This is a genomic window from Streptomyces griseoflavus, from assembly GCF_014649995.1.
GTDB lineage: Bacteria > Actinomycetota > Actinomycetes > Streptomycetales > Streptomycetaceae > Streptomyces > Streptomyces griseoflavus.
The window spans coordinates 1-25827 of the sequence record NZ_BMUC01000007.1 but is presented as its reverse complement, the minus strand read 5'-3'; the positions used below and the strand labels follow the sequence as shown (position 1 = coordinate 25827).

General features: G+C 73.8%; 18 protein-coding genes. 9 read left to right on the top strand and 9 right to left on the bottom strand.

Annotation, left to right across the window (positions count from 1 at the left end):
- Positions 1 to 102: 102 nt before the first annotated feature.
- On the top strand, positions 103 to 744 hold the full coding sequence (locus IE172_RS16165) for a GNAT family N-acetyltransferase (protein WP_190097948.1): 642 nt from the start codon (positions 103 to 105) through the stop codon (positions 742 to 744).
- A 21-nt stretch (positions 745 to 765) separates the two neighbouring features.
- Here the strand turns inward: IE172_RS16165 and IE172_RS16160 are convergent, their stop codons facing one another.
- From IE172_RS16160 to IE172_RS16145, 4 genes are all read right to left on the bottom strand, one after another.
- Positions 766 to 1374 (bottom strand): ATP-binding protein, encoded by a 609-nt coding sequence (locus tag IE172_RS16160; RefSeq protein ID WP_190098172.1) that lies wholly within the window; start codon positions 1372 to 1374, stop codon positions 766 to 768.
- Positions 1375 to 1553: 179 nt separating this feature from the next.
- Positions 1554 to 2321, bottom strand: coding sequence for an enoyl-CoA hydratase/isomerase family protein (locus IE172_RS16155; RefSeq protein WP_190097947.1), 768 nt, complete (start codon positions 2319 to 2321; stop codon positions 1554 to 1556).
- 100 nt (positions 2322 to 2421) lie between these two features.
- On the bottom strand, positions 2422 to 3669 hold the full coding sequence (locus tag IE172_RS16150; protein WP_190097946.1) for a L,D-transpeptidase: 1248 nt from the start codon (positions 3667 to 3669) through the stop codon (positions 2422 to 2424).
- Between the two features lie 162 nt (positions 3670 to 3831).
- Positions 3832 to 5058 carry a L,D-transpeptidase gene (locus tag IE172_RS16145; RefSeq protein WP_190097945.1) on the bottom strand — a complete coding sequence of 409 codons (1227 nt, stop codon included), beginning with the start codon at positions 5056 to 5058 and terminating at the stop codon, positions 3832 to 3834.
- Positions 5059 to 5249: 191 nt separating this feature from the next.
- Here IE172_RS16145 and glgX point away from each other — a divergent pair, with 191 nt between their 5' ends.
- Positions 5250 to 7511, top strand: coding sequence for a glycogen debranching protein GlgX (gene glgX, locus IE172_RS16140; protein WP_190097944.1), 2262 nt, complete (start codon positions 5250 to 5252; stop codon positions 7509 to 7511).
- Between the two features lie 18 nt (positions 7512 to 7529).
- Here glgX and IE172_RS16135 read toward each other — a convergent pair whose 3' ends face one another.
- The 4 genes from IE172_RS16135 to IE172_RS16120 are packed head-to-tail and all read right to left on the bottom strand — an operon-like array spanning position 7530 to position 11134.
- Positions 7530 to 8201: a response regulator gene (locus IE172_RS16135; RefSeq protein WP_190097943.1), complete on the bottom strand. Its 672-nt coding sequence runs from the start codon at positions 8199 to 8201 to the stop codon at positions 7530 to 7532.
- Positions 8191 to 9444, bottom strand: coding sequence for a sensor histidine kinase (locus IE172_RS16130; protein ID WP_229886117.1), 1254 nt, complete (start codon positions 9442 to 9444; stop codon positions 8191 to 8193). Before IE172_RS16130 ends, IE172_RS16135 begins: the two co-directional genes overlap by 11 nt.
- A 41-nt stretch (positions 9445 to 9485) precedes the next feature.
- Positions 9486 to 10235, bottom strand: a complete 750-nt coding sequence (locus IE172_RS16125; protein ID WP_190097941.1) for an ABC transporter permease — start codon at positions 10233 to 10235, stop codon at positions 9486 to 9488.
- Positions 10232 to 11134, bottom strand: coding sequence for an ABC transporter ATP-binding protein (locus tag IE172_RS16120; RefSeq protein WP_190097940.1), 903 nt, complete (start codon positions 11132 to 11134; stop codon positions 10232 to 10234). Before IE172_RS16120 ends, IE172_RS16125 begins: the two co-directional genes overlap by 4 nt.
- A 221-nt stretch (positions 11135 to 11355) precedes the next feature.
- Between IE172_RS16120 and IE172_RS16115 the strand changes: the two genes are divergently transcribed.
- The 6 genes from IE172_RS16115 to IE172_RS16090 all read left to right on the top strand — a co-directional run bounded on the left by IE172_RS16115 (position 11356) and on the right by IE172_RS16090 (position 21676).
- Positions 11356 to 13158, top strand: a complete 1803-nt coding sequence (locus IE172_RS16115) for an ABC transporter ATP-binding protein (protein WP_190097939.1) — start codon at positions 11356 to 11358, stop codon at positions 13156 to 13158.
- Complete coding sequence (locus IE172_RS16110; protein ID WP_190097938.1) at positions 13155 to 15005, top strand: ABC transporter ATP-binding protein; 1851 nt, start codon at positions 13155 to 13157, stop codon at positions 15003 to 15005. Before IE172_RS16115 ends, IE172_RS16110 begins: the two co-directional genes overlap by 4 nt.
- A gap of 29 nt (positions 15006 to 15034) precedes the next feature.
- Entirely contained in the window at positions 15035 to 16756 is a 1722-nt protein-coding gene (locus tag IE172_RS16105) for an ABC transporter transmembrane domain-containing protein (RefSeq protein WP_190097937.1), read from the top strand.
- A complete protein-coding gene (locus IE172_RS16100) occupies positions 16753 to 18558 on the top strand; it encodes an ABC transporter ATP-binding protein (protein ID WP_190097936.1) in 1806 nt (601 codons plus the stop codon). The genes IE172_RS16105 and IE172_RS16100 overlap by 4 nt, the downstream gene beginning before the upstream one ends.
- Before the next feature lie 387 nt (positions 18559 to 18945).
- Entirely contained in the window at positions 18946 to 20991 is a 2046-nt protein-coding gene (locus tag IE172_RS16095; RefSeq protein WP_190097935.1) for a M4 family metallopeptidase, read from the top strand.
- Between the two features lie 163 nt (positions 20992 to 21154).
- Positions 21155 to 21676 carry a DUF1990 domain-containing protein gene (locus tag IE172_RS16090; protein WP_190097934.1) on the top strand — a complete coding sequence of 174 codons (522 nt, stop codon included), beginning with the start codon at positions 21155 to 21157 and terminating at the stop codon, positions 21674 to 21676.
- Between the two features lie 22 nt (positions 21677 to 21698).
- On the opposite strand, the gene glgP is transcribed toward IE172_RS16090, so the two are convergent.
- Complete coding sequence (glgP, locus tag IE172_RS16085; RefSeq protein WP_190097933.1) at positions 21699 to 24314, bottom strand: alpha-glucan family phosphorylase; 2616 nt, start codon at positions 24312 to 24314, stop codon at positions 21699 to 21701.
- Between the two features lie 841 nt (positions 24315 to 25155).
- On the opposite strand from glgP, the gene IE172_RS16080 reads away from it, so the two are divergent.
- A partial coding sequence (locus tag IE172_RS16080; RefSeq protein WP_190097932.1) for a maltotransferase domain-containing protein occupies positions 25156 to 25827 on the top strand: 672 nt, incomplete at its 3' end.

The following is a 25827-nucleotide window of genomic DNA, read 5'->3' as shown; positions in this document are numbered from 1 at the left end:
AGCGCGGTGCGGCGACCACCGGATGCCGGGAGTCCGGTGCCGGCGTCGATCGTGTCTGGGAGTCTGGGCCTTCCGGTGGGTGCGGACGCGAGGAGCACGAGGGTGGCCGACGGGCTGAGGGAGATTCTCGACGGGGCGGCGCGGGGCGTCTTCCCGGCGCCGGACGGGGGGACGACGGTGGTGGCGCAGCCGTCCGCCCGGGACGCGGGGGTGCTGGCGTTCACCGGACACTCCGTGGTGTTCACCGACGAGGACCCCGCGTGGGTGCGGCGGACGCTCGCCGAGGCCGACTGCGACGCCCTGGCCGCCACCATGAACGTGCGTTTCCTGTCCGCCTTCCTGGAGCGCACGGGGCGGCGGACGGACACCATCGACGTGGTGACGGTGGCGCGGCCGCTGCCGGGCGGCCCGCCGCCCGGCCTGGCGGAGGTCGGCGACCCCGGCCATCCCCGCGTCGCCGCCGCCCTGACCCGGCGGGACGAGGTGCGGGTGTGGACGGCGGACGGGGGCGTGCTGGTCCTGGGCCGGGGAGTCGCGGGGCGGCTGGAGGTCGCGGTGGAGGTGGCGGAGGAGGCACGGCACCGGGGCCTGGGCCGGCGGCTGGCGCTCGCGGCGCGGCGGCTGGCCGTGGGTGAGCCGGTGTGGGCGCAGATCTCGCCGGGCAACGCGCGCAGCATGCGGGCGTTCCAGGCGGCGGGCTACCGGCCGGTGGGTTCGGAGGCGCTGTTCCTTCCGGGCCGGTGAGCGGCCGGGGCGGGCGGGCTCTCAGCGGTCCGTGACCCGCATCTCGAACCAGGTGGTCTTGCCGCGGGGCAGCAGGTCGACGCCCCAGCGGTCGGCGAGTGTGTCGACGAGGAAGAGACCGCGGCCGCTGACGTCCAGGTCCTGGACCGGCATGAGGCAGGGCAGGCCGCGGGACGGGTCGCGGACCTCGACGCGGATCCAGCCGCGCCGGTGGCGCATGCGGAGGCCGAAGGCGCGGGCTCCGGTGTGGCGTACGGCGTTGCCGACCAGTTCGGAGACGAGCAGGACGGCGTCCTCGGTGGTCTTCGCGGGGAGGCACCACTGGCGCAGGGCGACGACCTGGACGAGGCGGCGGGCGGTGGCGGCGGACTCGGGGCGGGACGGTAACGGAACTTCCGCCTCCGTGGGGTTGCCGAAGGACTCCAGCGCCTTCAGGGCCCGTTCGTCCTCGACCGTCGGCGACCAGCGCGACGCGCTCGTACGTCCGTCTCCCCGCGGCTGTTCCCTGCGATCCAGCCCCGCCGTGCCCCCATCATGGCCGTCCGCCGGGGCCCGCGGGGCCGTTCGGCGGGAAGGCGCCGCCGGTGCGTCCGCGTCGGACACCGGGCCCCCGGCATGTGCCGTCGGCACGTCGGAGGTGTCGAAGGCCCGTCCTGCCTGCGGAAACGGCTCGCTCTCGGGCAATCGACGGGCTCCCTCGACACGGCGGCTTAAGGGTGCCCCAAGGCTCCCACACTCCGCCGCGTCGAGTGACCCGGATCAGACATCGCGTCAATTGCAAGCCCCCGCGGTGGTTTTTCAGCGGGGCGTCACAGGAACTTCGCCTTGCCGGGGCCCTCCTCGACGAAGCTGCGCATGCCGCGCTCGCGGTCCTCCGTGGCGAACAGGCCCGCGAACCAGTTGCGTTCGACGGCCAGACCGGTGTCGATGTCGGTCTCCAGACCGGTGTCGACGGACTCCTTGGCGGCCCGCAGCGCGATCGCCGGGCCCTTGGCCAGCTTCGCCGCCCAGGCGTGCGCCTGCGGGTAGACCTCGTCGGCGGGGACCACGCGGTCGACCAGGCCGAGCGTCAGCGCCTCGTCGGCCCGGACCTGGCGGCCGGTGAAGATGAGGTCCTTGGCCCTGGAGGGGCCGATCAGCCGGGACAGCCGCTGGGTGCCGCCGGCGCCCGGCATCAGGCCGAGAAGGATCTCCGGCTGGCCCAGCTTGGTGTTCTCCCCGGCGATGCGGTAGTCGGCGCAGAGGGCGAGTTCGCAGCCCCCGCCGAGCGCGTAGCCGGTGACGGCGGCCACGACCGGCTTGGGGATGCGGGCGACGGCGGTGAAGGAGTCCTGGAGCGCGCGGGCCCGCCGGACCATGGCCGCGTGGTCCATGGCCTGCATCTCCTTGATGTCCGCGCCCGCCGCGAACACCTTCTCGCCGCCGTGGATCACCACGGCGCGCACGTCGTCGCGCCGGGTGACCTCCTCGGCGAGTTCCTTCAGCCGGTCCTGCGTGGCGATGTCCAGCGCGTTCATGGGCGGCCGGTCCAGCCGCAGCGTGCCGACGCCTTCGGCGACTTCGAGATGTACGGTCATGCTCCGCAGGTTAGCGGGCGTTCACACGCCGGGACAGCGCAGGTGCGCCGCCCGCCGGGCCGGCCCCGCGCCCCCTCGGGGACGCGGGGCACCCGCTCCGCTACGCCGTCCACTTCTCCCAGGACATGTTCCAGCCGTTGAGGCCGTTGTCCGGGGCGACCACCGCGTCGTTGGAGTTCTTGACGACCACCACGTCGCCGATCATGGAGTTCTCGAAGAACCAGGCGCCCGGCGCCTTCTTGTCCCAGCCGCCGCGCACGTCCCGCAGACCGATGCAGCCGTGGCTGGCGTTGTAGTTGCCGAAGGCGCCGCCACCCCAGTAGTTGCCGTGCAGGAAGGTGCCGGAGGTGGTCAGGCGCATGGCGTGGGGGACGTCCTTGATGTCGTACTCGCCGCCGTAGCCGACCGTCTCGCCGTTCATGCGGGTGACCTTCAGCCGCTCGCTGATGACCATCTGGCCGTTCCAGGTCTCCATGCCGGCCTTGCCGGTGGTGACGGGGATGGTCTTGATGACCTTGCCGTCCCGCTGGACCTCCATCGTCAGCTTCTTGGCGTCGACGACGGAGACCTGCGCGCGGCCGATGGTGAAGGAGACCTTCTTGGACTGCTTCCCGTAGACGCCGTCCCGGCCCTCGACGCCGTCGAGGTTGACGTCGACGGTGACCTTGGTGCCGGCCTGCCAGTACTTCTCCGGGCGGAAGTCGAGGCGGTCGTTGCCGAACCAGTGGCCCTCGACCTCGACGGCCGGCTCGGTGGTGACGCGGATGGCCTTCTCGACGTCCTCGGGGTTGGTGATGCCCCGGGTGAAGCGGAGCGAGAACGGCATGCCGACGCCGACCTCGGAGCCGTCCTCGGGCGTGAAGTGACCGATGAAGGTGTTCTTCGGCGTCAGGGTCGTGAAGGTGGAGTCCTCCGCCGCGGTGCGGCCCCCGGAGTCCTTGGCGACGGCGTGCACCGTGTACTTGGTCGAGGCGGCGAGGTGGGTGGACGGCGTCCAGGTGGCGCCGTCGCCGGATATCTCCCCCTCGACCGTGCCGCCGTCCGGGTTCCTGACGACGACCTCGGTCAGCTTGCCCTTGCTCGCGGTCACCTTCAGCGCGCCGGTGGTCCTGACGGACTCGGCGCCGTCCTCGGGCGCGATCGCGACCACGGCCTCGGACTGCTTGCTCTGCGCCGCGGTGGAGTCCTTGCCCTCCCCCTTGCCGTCCCCCGGACCGGCTCCCGCGCCCGTTCCCCCGCCGCCGCAGGCGGTGACCGCCAGCGCCAGCCCGAGCGCCAGGGCCGCCAGTTTCCTGCCGCTCCGTCGCCGCGCGCCCACCGACGCCCCCGATATCGGCCCCACGTTCACTTGTTTCTCCCCTCGGCGGCCCCGGCACCTGCCGGCCGGACCCGCGCCCCCGCGCGCCCCACGCGCGCTCGGCCGCATAGTAACCACAGGCCAGGGGCTGTTCCGGCGGCGGTATTGTCACCGTTGCGTTCCAACTTCCGGCGGCCGCCCGAAGGGTTGCGGTCAGCGCCGCTTCTCCGCGCCGCCCGCCGTCCATTGCCTCCAGTTCATGTTCCAGCCGCCGAGGCCGTTGTCGGGCGCCACCTTCCTGTCCTTGCTGTTGACGACCTCGACGACGTCACCGATGAGGCTGCGGTCGAAGAACCAGCCGGCCGGTGTGTCCGCGCCCCCGCCCTTCTCGTCGCGCAGGCCGACGCAGCCGTGGCTGACGTTGCTGCTGCCGAACACCCCGGGCTCCGCCCAGTAGTTGCCGTGCAGGAAGGTGCCGGAGCTGGTCAGGCGGATGGCGTGCGGCACGTCGGGGATGTCGTACTCGCCGCCGAAACCGACCGTGCGGCTGTTCATGCGGGTGACCTCGAGCATCTCGGTGATCACCATCTTGCCGTTGTAGGTGGGCGTCTTCGCCGCCCCCGCCGTGATCGGCACGGTGGTGAGCAGCTCCCCGTCCCGCCGCACCCGCATGGTGTGCCGGGAGGCGTCCACCACCGAGACCTGGCTGCGGCCGACGGTGAAGGTGAAGGTGCGGCGCTGCAGGCCGTACACCCCGGGCGCGCCCTCGACGTCGCGCAGGTCGAGGTCGACGGTGACCCTGGTGCCGGGTTTCCAGTAGTGCTCGGGGCGGAAGTCCAGGCGGGAGTCGCCGAACCAGTGCGGGCGGATCTCCACGGCGGGGCGGGCGGTGACGCGGACGGCGCGTTCGACGGCGGCGCGGTGGGCGATCTTCCGGTTGAACTCCAGGGAGACGATCATCCCGGTGCCGACGGTGGCGCGGTCCTCCGGGGCGACGTAGCCGATGAAGCGTTCCTCGGGGACGAAGGTGGTGAAGGTGGTGTGCCGGGCGGAGCGGCGGCCCTCGCCGTCCACCGCCACCGCGTCGACGGTGTACTTGGCGGCGAGCGCCAGCCGGTCGTCGTCGGGCTTCCAGGTCAGCCCGTCGGCGGAGACCCGTCCCGGGACCGGCGACTCCCGCGCGTCCTGGGACACGACGACCTTCACCGACTCCAGCCGCCCGTCGGGCACCCGTACCCGCAGCGGGGAGCCGGGCCGTACGTCCTCGCTGCCGTCGTCGGGGACCACCCGGATGGCGTCCCCCCGGCCCGGGGGGCCGAACGCCCCCCGGACGGGGCCGTCCGCGGTGCATCCGGCGGTTCCGGTCAGCAGTCCTGCCCATGCCACTACGACGGCCAGCGCGGCCCTCGCGCGCCGTGCGCGCCCAGTTACGTGCCTCACGCGGTACCCAACGACGCGCCTCGCCTCCGGAAACGACCATGCCGCCCCCCGGGGACACGTGAGTGCGAGGCACGCGCTGGGCAGAACAGTGGGAGGACGACGCGCCGGGGAGCCGCGGACGGAGCCGAGGGGACGGGCCGTCGCACACCCCTGTCCGCCGTCGTCCCCCACGAGCCGCGGGAGGCTGACAGGTGTCCAGCGCAGCCGAGCAGGAGGCGGTGGCCGGAGAACGGGCCACCGGGGACGGGCGCCCGGCCGTCGTCGTGAACGGCGCGCGGCCGGCGCCGCCCGTGCCCACGGTGCCGGTCCGGCCGGGGCGGCCGACGCCGCTGGGCGCCCGGTTCCGGACCGGCCCGGACGGGGTGGCGGGGACCAACTTCGCGCTGTGGGCGGGCGGCGCGGAGGGGGTCGAGCTGTGCCTGTTCGACGAGGGCGGCCGGGAGAACCGCGCCCGGCTCACCGAGCTGACGCACGGGATCTGGCACGGCTTCGTGCCGGGTGTGCGGCCCGGGCAGCGGTACGGGTACCGGGTGCACGGCCGCTGGGACCCGTGGACCGGCGCCCGCTGGAACCCGGCGAAGCTGCTGCTCGATCCGTACGCCCGCGCGGTGGACGGGGACTTCCTGCTGCCGCCCGAGGTGTACGGACACGTCCGCGACTGGCCGGAGCAGCACGTCGCGGACACCGTGCGCGACGACCGGGACTCGGCGCCGTACGTGCCCAAGGGGGTGGTCGTCCACGACGACGGACCCGACGACGAATGGACGGACGACCGCCGGCCGAAGACGCCGTGGGCGGACTCGGTGATCTACGAGCTGCACGTCAAGGGGTTCACCCAGCGGCACCCGGGGGTCCCGGAGGAGCTGCGCGGCACGTACGCCGGTCTCGCGCACCCGGCGGCGGTCGAGCACCTGGTGAAGCTGGGCGTGACGGCCGTGGAACTGCTGCCGGTGCACCAGTTCGCGCACGAGGACCACCTGCTGCGGCGCGGCCTGCGCAACTACTGGGGTTACAACTCCATCGGCTACTTCGCCCCGCACGCCGGCTACGCGGCGTCCGGGTCGGCGGGGCAGCAGGTGGGCGAGTTCAGGCGGATGGTGCGCGCCCTGCACGCCGCGGGGATCGAGGTGATCCTCGACGTGGTCTACAACCACACCGCCGAGGCGGGCGAGCTGGGCCCCACGCTCTCCCTGAAGGGCGTCGACAACCGGGGCTACTACCGGCTCCAGCACGACGCCCGCCGGTACGCCGACTACACGGGCTGCGGCAACACCCTGCACGTCGTCCAGCCGCACGTGCTGCGCCTGATCACCGACTCGCTGCGCTACTGGGTGACGGAGATGGGCGTGGACGGCTTCCGTTTCGACCTGGCGGCGGCGCTGGCCCGCTCCATGCACGACGTCGACATGCTGTCGCCGTTCCTCGCGGTGATCGCCCAGGACCCGGTGCTGCGCCGGGTGAAGCTGATCGCGGAACCGTGGGACGTCGGCTCCGGGGGCTACCAGGTGGGCGCGTTCCCTCCGCTGTGGACGGAGTGGAACGACCGGTACCGCGACACGGTACGGGACTTCTGGCGGCACGCGCTGCCGGACGTGCGGGAGATGGGCTACCGGCTGTCCGGGTCGAGCGACCTGTACGCGTGGGGCGGGCGGCGGCCGTACGCCTCGGTCAACTTCGTCACCGCGCACGACGGTCTCACCCTGCGGGACCTGGTGTCCTACGACCGCAAGCACAACGAGGCGAACGGCGAGGGCAACCGGGACGGCACGGACGACAACCGCTCCTGGAACTGCGGCGCCGAGGGGGAGACCGACGACGAGGACGTACGGGCCCTGCGGCGGCGGCAGATGCGCAACCTGCTGACCACGCTGCTGCTGTCGACGGGCGTGCCGATGCTGGTCGCCGGTGACGAGATGGGCCGCACCCAGCGCGGCAACAACAACGCCTACTGCCAGGACAACGAGATCGGCTGGGTGGACTGGTCCCTGCTGGACGACCCCGGCTGGCGGCCCCTGTTCGAGCTGACGTCCCGGCTGATCGCCCTGCGCCACCGGCACCCGGTGCTGCGCCGCCGGGCCTTCTTCTCCGGGCGCCCGCACTCCGCGGACGGGCTGCGCGACCTGGCCTGGTTCACCCCGCACGGCACGGAGATGACGGCGGACGACTGGTACGCGCCGGCCGCCACGCTCGGCATGTACCTCTCCGGACGGGACATCCCCGGGCGCGACGAGCGGGGGGCGCCGGTCCTCGACGACAGCTTCCTGGCGGTGCTGCACGCGGGCCACGGCCCGGTGGAGTTCGAGCTGCCGGGACCGCCGTGGGCCGGGCGGTACGAGGTGGTGGTGGACACCGCGCGGGAGGAACAGGACCGGGCGCCGGAGGCGGAGCACCGCGCGGGGTCCCGGATCACGGTGCCGGGGCGGTCGGTCCTGCTGCTGCGGGTGCGGCCCTGACGGGCGGGCGCGGCGCGTTCAGCCGAGGATGCCCCGGTCGTAGCCGACCGCCACCGCCGCCGCGCGGTCCTTGGCCCCGAGCTTGCCGAAGATGTGGGTGAGGTGGGTCTTCACGGTCGCCTCGCTGATGAACAGTTCGCGGGCGATCTCCCGGTTGGAGGTGCCCTTGGCGACCAGGGCCAGGACCTCGCGTTCGCGGGCGGAGAGCGGCTCGTTGCCGGGGGCCGCGGGGGTGCGGACGGCGGAGACCAGGCGGGAGGCGACGGCCGGGGAGAGCACCGTACGGCCCCGGGCTGCGGCGCGGACGGCGGTGAACAGTTCCTCGCGGGGCGCGTCCTTGAGGAGGTAGCCGGTGGCGCCCGCCTCGATGGCGGGCAGGGTGTCGGAGTCGGTGTCGTACGTCGTGAGCACCAGGACCCGGGCGCGGGTGCCCCGGCGGGAGAGTTCGGCGATGGCGTCGACGCCGCCCCCGCCCGGCATCCGCAGGTCCATGAGGATCACGTCGGGGTCCAGGGCGGCGGCGCGCTCCAGCGCCTCGACGCCGTTGGCGGCCTCCCCGAGGACGTGGAAACCGGGCGCGGAGTCGAACATGCCGCGCAGGCCGTCCCGTACGACGGGGTGGTCGTCGACGACGAGGAGGGAGATCACCGCGTCGCCGGTCACGGCGTCGGTCGGGGCGTCATCGGTCATGGCGGACCAACGGTACGCGAGCCGAGACGGCCGTGCCGCCGCCGGGTTCGGACTCGACGGTGAGCGCCCCGGCGACGCGTTCGGCGCGGGCCCGCATCCCGTCGAGGCCGAAGCCGCCGGTGCCGGTGCGCGCGGGGACGGCGAGCGGGTCGAAGCCCCGGCCGTCGTCGCGGATGTCAAGGGTGACCTCGTCACCCATGTAGGAGAGGGTGACGCCGACGCGTCCGGCGGCGGCGTGGCGGGCGGCGTTGGACAGGGCCTCCTGGGCGATGCGCAGCAGGGTGGCCGCCACCTCGTCGTGCAGCGGCTCGGCGGTGCCGGTGACCGTGAACCCGGCGCGGACACCGCTGCGTTCGTCCCATTCGGTGACGGTCTTCTTCAGTGCCTCGGGCAGCCCGCCGTCGGCGAGGGCGACCGGGGAGAGGTTGTGCACGGAGCGGCGGGCCTCGCCGAGGCTCTCGCGGGCGAGGGCGAGGGCGCGTTCCCCGTGGGTGCGGGCCGCGTCCGGGTCCCGGACGCTCGCCGCGACCTGGAGCTGGGTGATGATGCCGGTCAGCCCTTGGGCGATGGTGTCGTGGATCTCGGCGGCCAGCCGCCGCCGCTCGTCGGCGACCCCGGCCTCCCGTGCCTGGACGAGGAGCTGGGTGTGCAGGGCGGCGTTCTCGTCGAGGGCCTGCTGCAACGCCAGGTTGGTGCGTTCGAGTTCGGCGATGGTCTCCACCCGGGCACGCCCGCGGGCCTCCTCCAGTTCGGCGAAGTGGCCGAAGAGGAGGGCCAGCACGCTGTTGGCGGCGAGGAGCGAGCCGAAGAGCACCCAGCCGAGCCCGTCGCCCGGCGGCAGCCCGCCCGACTGGGAGCCCGCCATGGTCACGGCGGTGGCGAACAGACCGGCCTTGCGCAGACGGCTCGGCAGCAGCCGCTCGGTGCTGAAGTAGCCGAGGGCGGCGTAGAAGGCGAACAGCGGGTGCAGCACGGTGAGGGCGAAGGCGAGCGCCCAGCGCAGGGCGTACTGGCGGGCGCCCGCCGGGGAGGGTTCCGGACGGCCGGGGGCCGCCCTGTTCCACCGCAGTTCCAGGGCGACGGCCGCGACGACCAGCACGGCGCACGCCCCTCGTTGACCGGTGCCCATGTCGAGGGCGTCGGCGGTCGCCCAGGCGATCAGGGTGCTCAGGGCCAGCAGCCCGTACGGGCCCCAGCGGTCGAACACCGCCCACCGGTGATCGAGTTGCGTCGCGTCCGCCATGGCGTCATTGTCGGTCACGTCCGCGCGTCCGCTCCCGGTCGTCATTCCCAGCGGAACCAGCGCGAGGCCGCCGCCGTGAGCAGCACCGTCCAGAACGCGAGGACCGCGAGGCGGAGCGGGCCCGGCCAGTCGCCGGCCGCGGCCTCGTTCAGGGCCTGGGCGGCGGCGCCGAACGGGGTCCAGCCGACGATGTCGGCCAGCAGGTCCGGCATGGCCTCCACCGGGAGCCACACGCCCGCGGTGAACATCGAGGGGAAGAGCGCGGTCGACCCGATCGCGGTGGCGATCTTCGCGGTGCGTGAGACGGCGCAGAGGACGGCGCCCAGGGCGAGGGAGGCCAGCAGGGCCAGCAGCAGGGCGACGAGGTAGCCGAACGGCTGCTGGGGCAGGCCCACCCCGAAGGCGAGCCGGCCGACGGCGAGGGTGACCAGGGCGGAGAGCAGCGAGGCGGCGCCGAGCACCACCATCTGTGCGGTGAGCAGCGCGGCGGGGCGTACCGGGGTGGTGGACATCCGGCGCAGGATGCCGGTCTCCCGGTAGCCGGTCAGGGTGGGCGGCATGCCCTGGAGCCCGCCGATGATCAGCCCGAGGAGGACGGCGACCGGCACGTAGGCGTCGACCGGGCGCAGACCGCCGAGGGCCGGGTCGGCCTCCCGGAAGGACGGGATGGAGCCCAGGATCACCAGCAGCATCGTCGGGAAGAGCATGATCCAGAAGATGCCGCCGGGTTCGCGCCGGAAGAGGCGGAACTCGGTCCTGAGGACCGCGGTGTCGAGGACGTCGGTGCTCATGCCGTGGCCTCCGTGAGGTCCAGGAAGGCGTCGTCCAGCGTGGCGTCGGTGACGCGCAGCTGGTGGGCGGTGACGCGGGAGCGGGCGAGGAGGGTGATGACGGCGTTGACCGTCTCGTCGGTGCCGGACAGGGTGATCCGGCCGTCCTTGTGCTGGACCGAGGCGAGCCCGGGCAGGGCGCCCAGGTCGGTGTCGTCCAGCGGCGCGGACGGGGTGAAGCTGATGACGGTGGCGCCCGCCGAGCGGCGGATCAGCCCGGCCGGGGTGTCCAGCGCGGCGATCCGGCCCCTGTCGATCACCGCGATGCGGTCGCAGAGGCGCTGGGCCTCCTCCATGAAGTGGGTGACGAGGAGGACGGTGACACCGCCGGCGCGGACGTCCTCGATGAGTTCCCAGGTGTCGCGCCGGGCGCGCGGGTCGAGGCCGGTGGTGAGCTCGTCCAGGACGACGACCCGCGGGTTGCCGATGAGGGCGAGCGCGATGAACAGGCGTTGTTTCTGGCCGCCGGACAGCTTGCCGAAACGGGTGGTCAGTTTCCCGGTGAGACCGAGCCGTTCGGCGAGCGGGCGCCAGTCGGCGGGGTGCGGGTAGAAGGAGGCGTACAGCTCCAGGGCCTCGCGGACGGTGAGTTTGGGCTGGAGTTCGCTCTGCTGGAGCTGGGCTCCGAGGACGCGGGTGACCTCCTGGTGGTCGGTGACGGGGTCGAGGCCGGTGACGCGGACGCGGCCCGCGTCGGGGACGCGCAGGCCCTCGACACACTCCACGGTGGTGGTCTTGCCGGCGCCGTTGGGGCCGAGGATCCCGAAGATCTCCCCCTCCTCGACGGTGAAGGAGACACCGTCGACGGCCGCGTGGCCCCCGTAGGACTTGCGCAGATCGGTGACGTCGATGACGGACATGGCTCCAGCGTCGCGGCGCGGGCACCGCCGGCGCATCGGGCGATGCGCTCGGACCGGCATCGGCCGATCGGTTGATACGGGGGTACGACCCTCCGGATGGCGCGGGCCGTGGGCGCGGGCCGGGCGCGGGCGGTAGCCGCAGGTCGTAGGACCGGAGGCGGAGGCCGGTCCGGCCAAAACTCGGTGGGCAGTGTCAGTGGCGAACCGTAGGCTCGCTGCTGATGCCCACTACACCTTCTCCCCCGGAGTCCCGTTCCGCCGTGCGCACGCTGCTGCGGCTGTGGCCGTACGTGCGGCCGGTGCGGGCGCGGTTGTTCAGCGCCGCCTTCATCGCGATCCTCGCCTCCTGCATCGGGCTGGTCATCCCGCTCGTCCTGAAGTGGATGGTGGACGGCCCGATCGCCGACCGGGACCCGGCCGGGGTGTGGCTCGGTGCGCTGTACCTGCTGCTGCTCGGGCTCGCGGAGGCGCTGCTGTTCGGGTTCCGGCGGTGGCTGGTGGCGCGTCCGCTGTCGCACGTGGAGGCGGAGATGCGGGCGGATCTCTACCGGCGTCTGCAGCGGCTTCCGGTGGCCTTCCACGACCGGTGGCCGTCGGGGCAGTTGCTGTCGCGGGCCACCACGGATCTGATGCTGCTGCGGATGTTCCTCGCCTTCCCGCTGACGTTCTTGCTGGTCAACGGCGTGACCATCCTGGTCGGTGTGATCATCATGCTGGTGCAGGACTGGGCGCTGGGGCTGGTCATCCTGGTGCCGGCCGTGCCCGTGCTGATCACCTGCGTGGTCTTCGAGAAGCGGTACTCGGGTGCGGCGCGGCGGGCGCAGGACCAGGTGGGGGACCTGACGACGGTCGTCGAGGAGAGCGTGCTCGGCATCCGGATCATCAAGGGCTTCGGGCGGCACCGCAGCCAGGCCATGGCGTTCCGGAAGCTGTCGGGGGACCTGCGGGGGACGGAACTGCACAAGGCGCGGCTGCTGGCGACGATCCTGGGCGTCATCGTCACGCTCCCGGAGCTGGCGATCGGCGCGGCGCTGGTGCTGGGTGCCGTGCAGGTGGCGGACGGCTCGCTGTCGGCGGGAACGCTGGTGGCGTTCCTGTCCACCGCACTGGCCCTGCGGTGGCCGGTGGACTCGATCGGCTTCCTGCTGGCCATGAGCCAGGAGGCGGCGACGGCCACGGAACGCTACTTCGAGGTGATGGACGCGGAACCCGAGTCCCCCGCGCCCGGGCCGCGGCCCGCCGCGGACGGGGGCGGTCGCCCGCGGGACGGCGAGGGCGGACTGGTCTTCCACTCCGTCGGCTTCCGCTACCCCGACGCGCCCGAGGGCTCGGCACCCGTGCTGCACGGCATCGACCTGCACATCCGCCCCGGCGAATCCCTCGCCCTCGTCGGCGCCACCGGCAGCGGCAAGACGACGCTCACCGCCCTCGTCCCCCGCCTCCACGAGGTCACCGAGGGCCGCATCACGCTCGACGGGACGGACATCACGGCGATGTCCCTCGAGGAACTGCGCTCCCGCGTCGCCGTGGCCTTCGAGGAACCCACCCTCTTCTCCGCGACGGTCGGCGAGAACGTGCTGATGGGTGGCGGAACCGGCGAGGAGGACCTCGCCCGCGCCCTGGCCGTCGCGCAGGCCGACTTCGCGCACGCGCTGCCCCGGGGCACGGACACCCAGGTCGGAGAACAGGGCCTCAGCCTCTCCGGCGGCCAGCGCCAGCGCCTCGCCCTGGCCCGCGCCGTGGTCGGCCGCCCCGACTTCCTCGTCCTGGACGACCCCCTCTCGGCACTCGACGTGCACACCGAGGCCGCCGTCGAGGCCGCCCTGCGCCGCGTGCTCGCCGACACCACCGCCCTCATCGTCGCGCACCGCCCCTCCACGGTCCTGCTCGCCGACCGCGTCGCCCTGCTCTCCGGCGGCCGGATCACCGCCGTCGGCACGCACCACGAACTGCTGCGCGGCAACCCCGAGTACGCCCACCTCATGTCCGGCGCCCCGGCTGGGGAACAGGAGGACCAGCGATGACGGCGGCCACCACCGCACCCGTCGAGGACAAGGACGACGACCGGACCCCGAAGGCCGGCGACCCCTTCGACCAGGACCGGCTCCCCGCTCCCCCGGGCGCCACCGGCGCCCTGCTGCGTTCCCTGCTCTCGCCCCTGCGGGGCAGGGTCGCCGTCACCGCCGTACTGCTGCTGCTCCAGCAGGCCGCGGTGCAGGCCGGCCCGCTGCTGGTGGCGTACGCGATCGACCGGGCGGTGCCGGCGTTCCGCGCCGCCGACCACGGGCCGCTCGTCGCGGTGGCCGTGGCGTACCTGCTGTGCGCGACGGCGTCCGGCACGCTCCAGTACGCGTTCGTCAAGGCCTCCGCCCGGGTCAGCCAGGACGTGCTGCTCGACCTGCGCGGCCGGATCTTCCGCCACGCGCAGGAGCTGAGCGTCGACTTCCACGAGCGCTACACCTCGGGCCGCCTCATCTCCCGCTCCACCACCGACGTGGAGTCGCTGCGGGAACTGCTGGAGGAGGGCCTGCAGGAACTGGTGACGGTCATCCTCTCGGCCGTCTACATCTCGGTGCTGCTGCTCTGGCTCGACCTGGGCCTCGGCGCGGTCGCCCTGGCGTCGTTCGTGCCGCTGTACCTGCTCGTGCGGTCGTACCAGCGGCGGGCCGGGCGGGTGTACCGGAAGCGGTCGACGGCCATCGCCGCGGTGATCGTGAAGTTCGTCGAGACGATGAACGGCATCCGTCCGGTGCGCGCCTTCCGCCGGGAAGCGGCGAACGACGCGGAGTTCGCGGTGCTGAACGGGCGGCACGAGCGGACCAACGGCGACGCGCTGCTGGAGATGGCCCGCTATGTGGTCGGCTCCCGGATCACCGCCAACACCACCGTCGCGCTGATCGTGCTGTGGGGCGCCTACCGGGTGGCGGACGGGTCGCTGGAACTCGGCGTCCTGGCGGCGGCGGTCCTGTACCTGCGCCGGCTGTACGACCCGATCGACCGGCTCGGCATGTTCCTCAACTCCTACCAGTCGGCGGCGGCCTCCCTGGAGAAGATCGCCGGCCTGCTGGCCCAGACCCCGTCCGTGCCCGAGCCGGTGTCCCCCCGGGAGCTGCCCGGGCGGCGTCCCGGCCTGCCCGGCCGTGAGGTCGTCTTCGACGACGTCCGTTTCGCCTACCGCACCGGCGGTGAGGTGCTCCCCCGCTTCGGCCTCACCCTGCCGGCCGGGCAGACCGTCGCGGTCGTCGGCTCCACCGGCGCGGGCAAGTCGACCCTGGCGAAGCTGCTCGCCCGGTTCTACGACCCCACCGACGGCCGGGTGCTGCTGGACGGCGTGGACCTGGGCGACCTGACGGGAGGCGACCTGCGGCGCGAGGTGGTGATGGTGACGCAGGAGGCGTTCCTGTTCTCCGGGACGGTCGCGGAGAACATCGCGATCGGCCGGCCGGACGCCACCCGGGAGGAGATCGAGCAGGCGGCGAAGGAGATCGGCGCGCACGACTTCATCGCCGCCCTGCCCGACGGCTACGACACCGACGTGCGCAAGCGGGGCGGCCGCATCTCGGCGGGCCAGCGGCAACTGGTGGCGTTCGCCCGCGCGTTGCTGGCCGACCCGGCGGTGCTCATCCTGGACGAGGCGACCAGCTCCCTGGACATCCCCGGCGAACGGGCGGTCCAGCGGGCCATGGCGACGGTGCTGAAGGGGCGCACGGCGGTGGTGATCGCCCACCGTCTGTCCACCGTGGAGATCGCGGACCGGGTGCTGGTGATGGAGCACGGGCGGATCGTCGAGGACGGCAGCCCGGCCCACCTCATCGCGGGCACGGGCAGGTTCGCGGACCTGCACCGGGCGTGGCGGGACAGTCTGGCGTAGGTCCGGCGGCGGCGAGGGGGGAGCGAGCGGTGATCGACGCGTACGGGGATCCCGGCACGCCGGACTGCCGGGGCGGGGCCCGCTATCTGTGGTGGCTGGTGCTGCGGCAGCCGGGGCGGTGCGCGGCGGGAGCCGTGTTCGGCAGCGTGTGGATGGTGCTGCTGGCGGCGACGCCGTACGCGATGTCGCGGGCCGTGGACGACGGGCTGGAGCCGGGCGACATGGGGGCGCTGGCGCTGTGGACCGGCACGCTGTTCGTGGTGAACGGGATCAACTCGTGGCTGAGCATCATGCGGCACCGCACGATGACGCGGGTGCGGATGGACGCCAACTTCCGGACCGTCAAGGTGGTCGTGGGGCACACGGTGCGGCTCGGCGCCTCGCTGGAGCGGCGGACCGGGGCCGGGGAGGTCGTCACCATCGGGGTGGGCGACGTGCAGACGGTCGCCCAGTCGCTCACCGCCGTCGGGCCCGGGATCGGCGCGGTCGTGGCGTACGCGGTGGTGGCGGGGCTGCTGCTGTCGGTGTCGCCGTTGCTGGCGGTGGTGGTGCTGCTCGGGGTGTCGGTGATCGGGCTGGTGGTGGGACCGCTGACGGGGCGGCTGCGGGACACGGAGACGGAGTACCGGGAGCGGCAGGGCGTGCTGACGGCGCGGATCGGTGATCTCGCCGGCGGGCTGCGGGTGCTGAGCGGGCTGGGCGGGAAGAGCCTGGTCTCGGACGCGTTCCGCCGGGACTCGGGGCGGCTGCGGGAGCAGGGCTACCGGGTCGGGTCGGTCACGAGCTGGATCCAGGCCCTCACCGCGGGGCTGCCGGCGCTGTTCCTCGCCGTGGTGACCTGGATCGCGGCACGGCTGGCCGCGCGGGGCGAGATCACGGTGGGCGAACTGGTCTCGGTGTACGGCTATGTGACCGTCCTGGTGTGGCCGGTGATGTTCCTCATCGAGTGCGGCTACCAGCTGAGCAGGGGCGTGGTGGCCGGCCGCCGGGTGGCGGCGCTGCTGCGGCTGGAGCCGCCGGCCGACGCGGCCACCGCCGATCCGCCGGCCGAACCGTCCGCGCTGTACGACCCGGAGTCGGGGGCGCGGGTCCTGCCGGGCCGGCTGACCGCGCTCGCCGCCGCACGCCCCGCCGACGCGCTCGCCGTGGTGGACCGCCTCGGCCGGTACGCGCCGTCGGAGGCGACCTGGGGCGGGGTGCGACTGGACGAGATCGCGCTCACGCGGGTGCGGGAGCGGATCCTGGTCGCCGACCCGGAGGCCGCCCTGTTCGCCGGCCCGCTGCGGGAGGTGGTGGCCGGGCGCGCGGACGCGTCCGACGAGGACGTGCTGCGGGCGCTGCGCGCGGCCGCCGCCGACGACATCGTGCAGGGGCTGCCCGACGGGCTCGCCTCGACGGTGTCCGCGCAGGGACGCAGTCTCTCCGGAGGGCAGCGGCAGCGGGTCCGGCTGGCACGGGCGTTGCTGGCCGACCCGGAGGTGCTGCTGGCCGTCGAGCCGACCTCGGCGCTCGACGCGCACACCGAGGCCACGGCCGCCGACCGGCTGCGCGCGGTCAGGAAGGGGCGTACGACGGTGCTGGCGACCAGTTCGCCGCTGGTGCTCGACCGGGCCGACCGGGTGCTCTACCTGGCCGACGGCAAGGTGGTGGCGAGCGGCAGCCACCGTGAACTGCTCGACAGGGAGCCCGGATACCGGGAGCTGGTGGCACGGGACGCCGACGAGCGTGCCGGCGAGGAGGTTCCGGGATGAGCGGGGACCGGCTTCCCCTCGCCGGGCCCGCCGATGTGCGGCGGGCCGCCGCGGGGCTGGTGCGCGCGGACCGGCGGGCCTTCGCCGGCGTACTGGCGCTGAACGGGCTGGCGGCCCTGGCCGGGCTGGCCGGGCCCTGGCTGCTCGGGCGGATCGTCGACGGGGTGCGCGACGGGGGCGGGGTGGCGGTGGTGGACCGGCTGGCGCCGGTCATCCTGCTGTGCGCCGTCACGCAGTTGCTGCTGTCCCGCTGGGCCCGGTACGTGGGGCACCGTTTCGGGGAGCGGACGCTGGCCCGGGTGCGGGAGCGGTTCGTGGACCGGGCGCTGGCGCTGCCGTCGTCGGTGGTCGAGCGGGCCGGCACGGGTGATCTGACGGCGCGGGGCACGGCGGACGTCACCGCCGTGGGGACGACGCTGCGCGACGCCGGTCCCTCGCTGCTGGTCAACGCCGTGCAGTCGCTGTTCCTGATGGGGGCGGTCCTGGTGGTGGCTCCGCTGCCGGGCGTCCTGGGGCTGCTCGGGCTGACGCCGATCTGGCTGGTGCTGCGCTGGTATCTGCGCCGGGCCCGCGCCGCCTACCTCGCCGAGGGCGCGGCCAACTCGGACGTGGCGGAGATCGTCGCGGCGACGGCGGCGGGGGCCCGTACGGTGGAGGCGTTCCGGCTGGAGGAGCGGCGGATCCGGGCGAGCCGCGAGGCGCTGGAGACGTCCCGGCGCACCCGGTTCCACACGCTGTTCCTGCGCACGGTGTTCTTTCCCGTGGTCGAGGTGTCCTACGTCGTGCCGGTGGCCGGTGTGCTGCTGCTCGGCGGATGGCTGCACCAGCAGGGCACGGTGAGTCTCGGGGCGGTGGTGAGCGCGTCGCTGTACCTGCTCCAGCTGACCGGGCCGCTGGACGAGGTGCTGATGCGGCTGGAGCAGTTGCAGGCCGGCGGGGCCTCCTTCGCCCGGGTGGAGGGACTGGCCCGGGCGCCGCGCCAGGTGGAGCGGGGCGCCGGCCCCGACCCGGCCGGCGGCCTCATCGACGTGTCCGGGGTGCGCTACGCGTACGACGGCGGCGGTGAGGTGCTGCGCGGGGTCGATCTGACGGTGACACCGGGCGAACGGCTGGCGGTGGTGGGTCCGTCCGGCGCCGGCAAGACCACGCTGAGCCGGCTGCTGGCGGGCGTGGACGCGCCGACGTCGGGGACGGTGACCGTGGGCGGGGTGCCGGTGTCCGCCCTCGACCCGGAGCGGCTGCGCCGGCAGGTGGTGCTGGTCACCCAGGAGCACCACGTCTTCCTCGGGTCGGTGCGCGACAACCTGCGGATCGCCGAACCAGCGGCAACGGACGGGGAGGTGTGGGCGGCGCTGGACGTGGTGGGCGCCGCGCCGTGGGTGCGCGGGCTGCCGCGGGGGCTGGACACCGAGCTCGGCGAGGGCGGGCACGCGACCGACGGTTCGCAGGCGCAGCAACTCGCACTGGCCCGGGTCGTGCTGGCCGATCCGCACACGCTGATCCTCGACGAGGCGACCGCGCTGCTCGACCCGACGACGGCCCGGCACACCGAGCGCGCGCTGGCCGCCGTCCTGGAGGGCCGTACGGTCATAGCCGTCGCGCACCGGCTGCACACCGCGCACGACGCGGACCGGGTGGCCGTCATGGAGGACGGCCGCCTGACCGAACTCGGCACGCACGAGACCCTGGTGGCGGCGGGCGGCACCTACGCCTCCCTCTGGAACTCCTGGCACGGCACCCCCGCCTCCGGCCCATCCGGCCCATCCACCCCGCCCGGCCCATCCAGCCCGTCCGGCGTTTGAGGACAAGGCCCGTTCAGGGCCGGAGGGGGGTCCGGGGGCGCAGCCCCCGGGGACGGGACGGGAAGGGGCGGCGGGGGCGAGAACCGGACCACCCGCACCCCCACCACCCCACCCCGCCCCCCAACCGTTCGTATACCGAACCCGAACTCCCGGACAACGAACGATTTCCGGCCAATGTGTTGACGCGCTCCTGACAGCAACCGCGATCCCCTGCCACTCTTCCCACGGCCGCCGCACAGCAACCCCACAGCTCCACCCCACGGCTCCACCCCGCTGCGGGGCGGCCACGGCTCAGAGCACCTCGCACTTCCGTTCTGCCCGGACGGCTCACCCGCCGGCCGGTCTCCCCAGGCCGCGTGACCCGCGGCCACGCAGAAGGAGTCAGCGTTGAGAACCAGGTCGTCCCACAGACGCACCCCCCACACCACGCACCGCCGCGCCGCCGCCGTCGCCCTCGCCGGGGTGGCCGCGCTGGTCGCCACGGCCGTGCAGTCCGGCTCCGCCACCGCCGCCCCGGAACGGTCACCGGCGGCCGAGAGCAAGGCGAAGCCGGGCGCCGAGTCGGTCCGGCTCACCCCCGCCGAGCGGGCCGCGCTGATCCGCGAGGCCGACGCCACCAAGGCGCGCACCGCCAAGGACCTCGGGCTGGGCGCCAAGGAGAAGCTCGTCGTCCGTGACGTCCTCAAGGACCGCGACGGCACCGTGCACGTGCGCTACGAGCGCACCTACGACGGACTGCCCGTCCTCGGCGGCGACCTGGTCGTCCAGGGCGACACGGCCGGCGAGGCCGCCTCCGTGGTCAAGGCCACCCGGGCCGCGGTGAAGCCCGCGACCACCACCGCCAAGGTGCCGGCCGCCAAGGCCGAGCAGCAGGCCCTGTCCGCCGCGAAGGCCGAGAAGGCCGAGAGCCCCGACGTCGACCGCGCCCCCCGCAAGGTGATCTGGGCGGCCGACGGCGAGCCGGTCGTGGCGTACGAGACGGTCGTCGGCGGGCTCCAGCACGACGGCACCCCGCAGGAGCTGCACGTCGTCACGGACGCCACCACGGGCGAGAAGCTGTACGAGTGGCAGGCCGTCCACAACGGAACCGGCCACACCGTCTACAGCGGCACCGTCGACCTGACCACCACGCAGTCCGGGTCGTCGTACAACCTCACCGACGGCGCGCGCGGCGGGCACAAGACGTACAACCTCAACCGCGGCACCTCCGGAACCGGCACCCTGTTCTCCGGCTCCGACGACGTGTGGGGCAACGGCAGCCCGTCCAACCTGGAGTCGGCCGCCGCCGACGCCCACTACGGGGCCGCGCTGACCTGGGACTACTACAAGAACGTGCACGGCCGCAGCGGCATCCGAGGCGACGGCGTGGGCGCCTACTCCCGGGTCCACTACGGCAACAACTACGTCAACGCGTTCTGGTCCGACAGCTGCTTCTGCATGACGTACGGCGACGGCTCGGGCAACGCCAACCCGCTGACCTCGATCGACGTGGCCGCGCACGAGATGACCCACGGCCTCACCTCGAACACCGCCCGCCTCGTCTACAGCGGCGAGTCCGGCGGCCTGAACGAGGCGACCAGCGACATCTTCGGCGCCACCGTCGAGTTCTACGCCAACAACGCCTCCGACGTCGGTGACTACCTCATCGGCGAGGAGATCGACATCAACGGCGACGGCACGCCGCTGCGCTACATGGACAAGCCCAGCAAGGACGGCGCGTCCAAGGACTACTGGTACTCGGGCATCGGCAGCGTCGACGTCCACTACTCGTCCGGCCCCGCGAACCACTTCTTCTACCTGCTGAGCGAGGGCAGCGGCACCAAGACCATCAACGGTGTCACCTACAACTCGGCCACCTCCGACGGCCTCCCGGTCACCGGCATCGGCCGCGCCAAGGCGGAGAAGATCTGGTTCCGCGCGCTCACCACGAAGTTCACCTCCACCACCAACTACGCGGGCGCCCGCACCGGCACCCTGGCGGCCACCGGTGAGCTGTACGGCACGGACAGCGCCGAGTACAAGGCGGTGCAGGACGCCTGGGCCGGCATCAACGTCGGCACCCGCTCCGGTGACGGCGGCGGTGGCGGCACGTCCTTCGAGAACACCGCCGACGTCTCGATCCCGGACTACGGTGCCGCGGTGACGTCCCCGATCACCGTCACCGGGCGGACGGGCAACGCGCCGTCCAACCTCCAGGTCGCGGTCGACATCGTGCACACCTACAGCGGTGACCTGGTCGTCGACCTGGTGGCCCCGGACGGCACGGTGTACAACCTGCGCAACCGCACCGGCGGCTCCGCGGACAACATCAACCAGACGTTCACGGTCAACGCCTCCTCCGAGACGGCCAACGGCACCTGGAACCTGCGCGTGCAGGACCGGGCACGCTACGACACCGGCTACATCAACGGCTGGAAGCTCACCTTCCCGTAAACGGCCGTGGACAGGGCGGCGCCCCGGGTGGTGGGAACCACCCGGGGCGCCGCCTCTTTCCTGCCCGGCTCCGTCCTCCCGCACCGGTGCGGTGCCCGGCGCGAGAGCCGGACACCGCCCCGCCCGCGTCCCCGGAGCTCCGGGCCCCCTAGTCTTGGGTCCCATGTCTTCGGCGGACTTCACCTACGACCACGTCGGCGCGACCCGGGAGCCGGGCTTCTGCCCTCCCGGCTTCCACCCGATGCGCGTGCGCACCCGCCTCGGCGAGGGCGAGGCGGTCTTCCGGCAGGCCGCCGAGGCGCTGCTGACCTGGGAACTGCACCGGGAGATGGGGGTCGGCGTCGAGACCGCCGCCGACCGCGCGGCCCCGGACGTCGACGTCACGATCACCCTCGCCGGCGTCGTCAGGGCGCCCTGCCGGGTGGTGTGGACGGTGGAGGAGCACCGCAGGGCCGGCTGGGCGTACGGCACCCTGGCCGGCCATCCGGAGTGCGGCGAGGAGTCCTTCGTCGTGGACCGGACGGGTGACGGGACGGTGTGGCTGACCGTCGAGGCGTTCAGCAGGCCCGCCCGCTGGTACTCCCGCGCGGGCGGGCCCGCCACCCGGGGCCTCCAGCAGGCCTACGCCCGCCGCTGCGGCAAGGTGCTGCGCCGCCTCGCCACCCGGGGCCTCGACGAGTACTGAGCCCGCGCCCCGGCACACTCCCTCACCGCATCAGCAGTCCCGCCCCCGCCAGGTCCTCCGACGGCACCGCCAGCAGCCCCAGCTCCGCGCCCGACGCCAGCAGGCGGTGCCCGGGCAGGATCCGCACCGTGTACCCGAAGGGTCCCGTACGGTCCAGCGACAGCGGTCCCTCGTACACCCACCGTCCTTCCGCGTCCGGCGCCCCCACCGGTTTCAGCGGCACCGCCGTCGCGTCGGTGAGGCGGTCCTCCTCGTCGACCCGTCCCGACACCGCCTGCACCTCGACGTCGTCGGGACCGAGGTCGCCGAGCCCCACCCGCACCCGCAGCCCCAGCGTGGTGCCGAGCTCCGCGGTGGCGGCCGTCACGGACGTCTCGACGTGGTCGACGGTGACGCCGTGCCAGGCGGAGCGCACCCGCGCCTTCCACGCGGCGAGCGCCCGCGCCGAGTCGGGGTCCATCGCCCGGTGGGCGCGGGCGGCGGGCGCGTACAGCCGCTCGACGTACTCCCGGACCATCCGTCCGGCCAGCACCTTCGGCCCGAGCAGGCTCAGCGTCCGCCGCACCATCTCGATCCACCGGTCCGGCATCCCGTCGCGCCCCCGCTCGTAGAAGCAGGGCGTGATCCGCTGCTCCAGCAGGTCGTACAGCGCCGCGGCCTCTATGTCGTCGCGCCGGTCCGGGTCCGTCCCCGCGCCGTCCGCGGTGGGGATGGCCCAGCCGAAGTCGGGCTGGAACCACTCGTCCCACCAGCCGTCCAGCACGGACAGGTTGAGGCAGCCGTTGAGCGCGGCCTTCATGCCGCTGGTGCCGCACGCCTCCAGCGGCCGGAGCGGGTTGTTCAGCCAGATGTCGCAGCCGGGGTAGAGCTTCTGCGCCATCGCCATGCCGTAGTCGGGCAGGAACACGATCCGGTGCCGCACCCGCGGGTCGTCGGCGAAGCGGACCAGCTCCTGGATGAGCCGCTTGCCGCCGTCGTCCGCCGGGTGCGCCTTGCCCGCGATCACGAACTGCACCGGCCGCTCCGGGTGCAGCAGCAGGTTCCTCAGCCGGTCCCGGTCGCGCAGCATCAGCGTCAGCCGCTTGTACGAGGGGACGCGCCGGGCGAACCCGATGGTCAGTACGTCCGGGTCGAGCACCCCGTCGATCCAGCCCAGTTCGGCCGTCCCGGCGCCGCGCTGCCGCCAGGAGGCACGCAGCCGCTCCCGCACCTCCAGCACCAGCAGCTCGCGCAGCGACCGGCGCAGCTCCCAGATGTCCTGGTCGGCGATGTCGGCGACGGAGTCCCAGCGGTCGGAGTCACCGACGCTCAGCGCCTCCTCGGCCCGCCGGGCGCCGATGTGCCGGGCGCCGAGCCGGTACACCTCGGGGGCGACCCAGGTGGGCGCGTGCACCCCGTTGGTGACGGAGGTGATGGGCACCTCCTCGGCGTCGAACCCCGGCCAGAGCCCGGCGAACATCCGCCGGCTGACGTCGCCGTGCAGCAGGGAGACGCCGTTGGCGCGCTGGGCCAGCCGCAGACCCATCACGGCCATGTTGAACAGGTCGGGCGCGCCACCGGGGTAGGTCTCCATGCCGAGCCGGAGGATGCGGTCGACCTCCATGTTCGGCAGTTCCGCGTGCGGGCCGAAGTGCCGGGCGACCAGTTCGCGGTCGAAGCGGTCGATGCCGGCCGGGACGGGCGTGTGGGTGGTGAACACCGTCCCCGCCCGGACCGTCTCGAGCGCGGCGTCGAAGTCCAGCCCGCCGGCGCGCAGTTCGGCGATGCGTTCCAGGCCGAGGAAGCCCGCGTGGCCCTCGTTGGTGTGGAACACCTCGGGCTCGGGGTGCCCGGTCAGCGCGCAGTACGCGCGCACCGCGCGGACACCTCCTATGCCCAGCAGCATCTCCTGGAGCAGCCGGTGCTCGCTGCCGCCGCCGTAGAGCCGGTCGGTCACCCCGCGCTCGCCGAGGTCGTTCTCCTCCACGTCGGAGTCCAGCAGCAGCAGCGGGACCCTGCCCACCTGGGCCAGCCAGATCCGGGCCCGCAACGAGCGCCCGCCCGGCAGGGCGAGGACGACATGGGCGGGGGTGCCGTCGGCCTCCTTGAGCTGGTCCAGGGGCAGCTCGTTGGGGTCGAGGACGGGGTAGTGCTCCTGCTGCCAGCCGTCCCGGGACAGGGACTGGCGGAAGTAGCCGTGCCGGTACAGCAGCCCGACGCCGATGAGGGGGGCGCCGAGGTCGCTGGCGGCCTTGAGGTGGTCGCCGGCGAGGATGCCGAGTCCGCCGGAGTACTGCGGCAGGGCGGCCGTGATGCCGAATTCCGGGGAGAAGTAGGCGACGGCGGCGGGCAGCCGTTCGGTCTGCGCCTGGTACCAGCGCTCGCCGGTCATGTAGGCGTCCAGATCGGCCGCGACCGCGGCGAGGCGGTCCAGGAACGCGCGGTCGGCGGCGAGCTCGCCGAGCCTCGCGGCCGCCACGCTGCCCAGCAGCCGTACGGGGTCGCCGCCGGCGGCGGCCCAGCGTTCGGGGTCGACGGAGCGGAACAGGTCACGGGTCTCGGCGTGCCAGGACCAGCGCAGGTTGCGGGCCAGGTCGCTCAGAGGCCGGAGGGGTTCGGGGAGCACGGGTCGGACGGTGAATCGACGGATCGCCTTCACAAGCCACCTCGGCGCGTTCGTCGGAGACGCGGTGTGCGTCCGGGCATCGCTGCCGACAGTACCGGCGCGGGCACGGTCCGCGCGGGAAGCCGGGAGACACGGGTACCCCCGTGCCCCTGTCCGAACGATTCACACCATGACGGACATGGCCGTTTCCGCACCCGAGGGCGTCCTTGTCGCGCTCGACCCCGGCGTGCGACGGCATCACGCCCATGTCGCCCCCGCGGCGGCCGGGGGCGGCCGCTCACGCCTCCACCGCCCCCGGTGTCACCCGCGAGCCCGGAGCCGCCGCGCGGCAGGACAAGAAACCGGCCTTTTCCGGCTCGGGTTCCCTGCCCCGGCCCGTTCACTTCAGGACTCCCGGTCACCTCGGTCCCCACCGTGTGCGGCACCGCGCGGATCACCCGGGCGGGCACACCGGCGGACTCCCCCCGCGGGACGGGCGCGGCGGCGCCGGGCGCCGGCGGCCGGCCCCGGCCCGGGTGGCGAACGTGCTGCTCAGGGGGCCCGGCGGGGGGAGAGGTGAGCGGGTGCGGGCGCGGTCCGCCGCACCGGCCGCTCCGGGTTCCCCGCGCGTGGCGCGGCCCCCGCGAGGTGCCGGGCACCGGGCGTCCGGGACGGCGCCGGCGGCCGTGGGAGCGGGCCCACCGGCGACCGGCTCCGCCCGCCCGGGAGGGGGCCGGTCTTGTGTGTCGACATACGCGTGAGTAGTTAACAAGGTGCCGGATTGCCCACCCGAACAGTGTGGGAAGGCTCCAGCGGGTAACCCTCAACAACACCACGCAGGACCCACCTCCCCACAGTCATCCGCCCACCCACGTTGACGCGGACAGGAGCGGTCATGCCCGCCAAGCACCACTCGCCATCCCCCCCGGCACCCGGCGCCCGGACGCCGGTGGAACGCGGCCCCGGATCCCCTCCCGACCGTCCTGCCGAGACAGGGCCCCCGCCACCGTCCACGCACCGGGCCACCGCCGTGGGGCGCATCCCGGTCCTGGACGTCCGGCCACTGGTCCGGCAGGGGCGCCGTCCCGCCAAGGCCGTGACCGGGGAGTCGTTCGAGATCTCCGCCACGGTGTTCCGGGAGGGCCACGACGCGGTGGCCGCCGACGTGGTGCTGACAGATCCGCAGGGCCGCCGGGGACCGTTCACGCCGATGCGGGAGCTGGCCCCGGGCACGGACAGGTGGGGGGCGACCGTCACCGCCGGGGAGCCCGGCCTGTGGACGTACACGGTGGAGGCATGGGGCGATCCGGTCACCACCTGGCGGCACCACGCGCAGATCAAGATCCCGGCGGGGATGGACACGGAGCTGGTGCTGGAGGAGGGCGCCCGGCTGTACGAGCGGGCGGCGTCCGGCGTGCCCGAGTCGGCGCCGAGGGGCGTGCTGCTCGGGGCCGTGCGCGCGCTGCGCGACGAGGGGCGTCCGGCCGCCTCCCGGCTGGCGGCGGCGTTGACGCCGGAGGTGGAGGCGGTGCTGGCCCGGTATCCGCTGCGGGAGCTGGTCACCAGC